General features: G+C 68.9%; 2 protein-coding genes and 1 pseudogene. 2 read left to right on the top strand and 1 reads right to left on the bottom strand.

Annotated features, from left to right (window positions below):
• Positions 1–221 precede the first annotated feature (221 nt).
• Positions 222–728, top strand: a complete 507-nt coding sequence (locus ACFY2L_RS29580; protein ID WP_390823905.1) for a hypothetical protein — start codon at positions 222–224, stop codon at positions 726–728.
• 51 nt (positions 729–779) lie between these two features.
• Here ACFY2L_RS29580 and ACFY2L_RS29575 read toward each other — a convergent pair.
• A pseudogene (locus ACFY2L_RS29575) lies at positions 780–1,075 on the bottom strand (IS5/IS1182 family transposase); the annotation flags it as partial.
• Positions 1,076–1,297: 222 nt separating this feature from the next.
• Here ACFY2L_RS29575 and ACFY2L_RS29570 point away from each other — a divergent pair.
• Positions 1,298–2,059, top strand: a complete 762-nt coding sequence (locus ACFY2L_RS29570) for a hypothetical protein (protein ID WP_390823904.1) — start codon at positions 1,298–1,300, stop codon at positions 2,057–2,059.
• The last annotated feature ends 207 nt before the right edge of the window (positions 2,060–2,266 follow it).

Raw genomic sequence — 2,266 nt, 5'->3', positions numbered from 1 at the left:
GCTCCAATACCGCCACGACGTCCTCGACGGCTGCCTTACCGGCACCGGCCTCCGACGCCAGCCACCATGACGACATCACGCATTCAAGGTCAGTAACCCGTTTCCGCCGCACGGGGGAAACCTCGCCCGGCGCAGCGTGCCCATCGGTCGTCGTGCTACCGGAGTCGCCATCCTGTCCGTTGATGTGCAGGCTTCGGCAGCAGGGACGGAAGGTCGGTCGAGTGAAGCTCACCAGGCGGTTTGCCACGCTTAGCGCCGCTGCGGCGGCGTCGCTGCTGCTCAGCGTAGGAGGCGCCCGGGCTGAAGGCGACGGGGGGCTCCTCTCGATGCTCGGCGATTCGCCGCTCATCCAGGCCTGCTACCCGATGGGGCAGGTCGGAGGAATTGGCAACATCAACACCGGCGCCCAGAACATGAGCTGCGGTCAGAACGCCCAGGCGACGACCCCGGGGAACGGTGCGGGTGTCGTAACGGGTGCTCAGAGGGTCAGAGGCGAATCTGTGGAGATTCCCCCGGGCGAGCGTCGCACTGCCGGAGTGTCTTGCCCCGAGGGGAAGATCGCCACAGGGGGAGGCCCCACCACCTCTGGACCCGGTTTTCGAACCGAAGAGTCGTATGCTCTCTCGGCGATGGTGGCACCGATCGCATGGACCGTCACTGGCACCAACGAAGGCTCGCAGACGATCACCCTGACTGTTGAAGCCGTCTGTGTCAACGGTACCGAATAGGCCCTCGTCCGAGGGTCGCAGGGCAGGAGCGTGACCGGTCTGTCTCTTTGGTCAGCGTCGGGTCCAGATGAGGATGCCGACGAGCTGGAGCGCGGCCCGTAGGCGATGGCGAGTTTGTCGGTTCGTGTGGCCAGGCTTCGGCATCGAAGCCGGCGGACGGCCGCCTCGGTGGCCTCGCCGCAGATGATGGCCGACTGGTCGGACGGCTGCGGGATGACCGCGCGGATCCCCCGGCGTCGCTGATGGGCCCGGATGGTGCGTGAAGAGTAGGCTCGGTCGGCCAGAACGGCGAAGGGGCGGGTCCGTGGCCGGCCCGGGCCTCTCCGGGGCACCCGGATGCGGGCCAGAAAGAGACACGCTCCAGGGCGGGGCAGGCAGGGAACAGCGGGCAACCACAGGGAAAGCCATGCCGCCAGGTTGTCCTTCGGTCGTGGCTCCGGGCAAGCGTGCAGACCTGAACAGGCTGCTGCGGGGGCGGCTGACGTGGTGTCGTATTCTCACGGCACCCGCCACGCCGGTGACCTGGGGGGTTCCATGGTCGCCGGTGGGCCTGATCATGTGGGGAACTCATGCGTTCAGCATCCGTAAGCGCCGTTCTGACCGGCACCCTCGCCCTGTGCGGCTCCGTACTCGCCGTCCCGGCCGCGCACGCGGTGGAGACCGATGTAGTGATCAAGAAGGTGTCCGTGAACGGAGGCAAGTCCGTCGTCTTCGGCACCTCCCGGACGGAGTCGTTCACCATCTCCGTGACCGCCTCCGACGACTCGGGGATCAAGAACGGCGGGTTCCTGCAGATCGAGCGGGAGAAGGAGGGGGAGTACTGGTCGTACCACGGCGTCCCCGCCTGCACCGCGGTCAGCGCCACGACGTCCACCTGCAAGCTCACCGTCAAGCTCGAGCGTGACATCGACCTCCCCCGCAACACGCTCGCGGGGCCCTGGGACGTGTACGTCGAGCTCAACTCCAAGGACGGCGACCACTACGGCGACGTCTACGGAACCCATCCCGTGAAGCGGCGCTCGACGCTCAGCGTCGACGCGACGCCCGAGCCGGTCGCCAAGGACAGAACGATCACCGTCACGGGCAAGCTGGCCCGCGCCAACTGGGACAAGTACACGTACGCGGGCTACACCGCGCAGCCCGTACGGCTCCAGTTCCGCCCCAAGGCCGGCACCACCTACACCACCGTCAAGACCGTGACGAGCGACGGGACGGGCAAGCTGAAGGCGAGCGTCAAAGCCACCTCCGACGGCTACTGGCGCTGGAACTTCGCCGGCACCAGCACGACGGCGGCGCTGAAGTCGGCGGGAGACTTCGTCGACGTGCGCTGACCCGCCCGTGCCACAGCCGTACCAGCCGTCCGAGGGGGCTGGTACGGCTTTCGGTCCGGTGCCCGGCGGGGGGGGGGGGGGGGGGGGGGGGGGGGGGTTGGGGGGGGGGGGGGGGGGGTGGGGGGGGTGGGGGCGGCGGGGTGTGGTGGGGCTGGATCCGGGGGGGGGGGTGGGGATGCTGGGGCGGGTCGTGGCCGGCGAGGAGGC

Source organism: Streptomyces sp. NPDC001381, from assembly GCF_042895685.1.
GTDB lineage: Bacteria > Actinomycetota > Actinomycetes > Streptomycetales > Streptomycetaceae > Streptomyces.
This window is presented reverse-complemented; position numbering and strand designations above follow the sequence as displayed.

Coding starts and splice junctions, on each gene's coding strand:
- ACFY2L_RS29570 (WP_390823904.1), top strand. CDS start 1,298: ATGCGTTCAGCATCCGTAAGCGCCGTTCTGACCGGCACCCTCGCCCTG.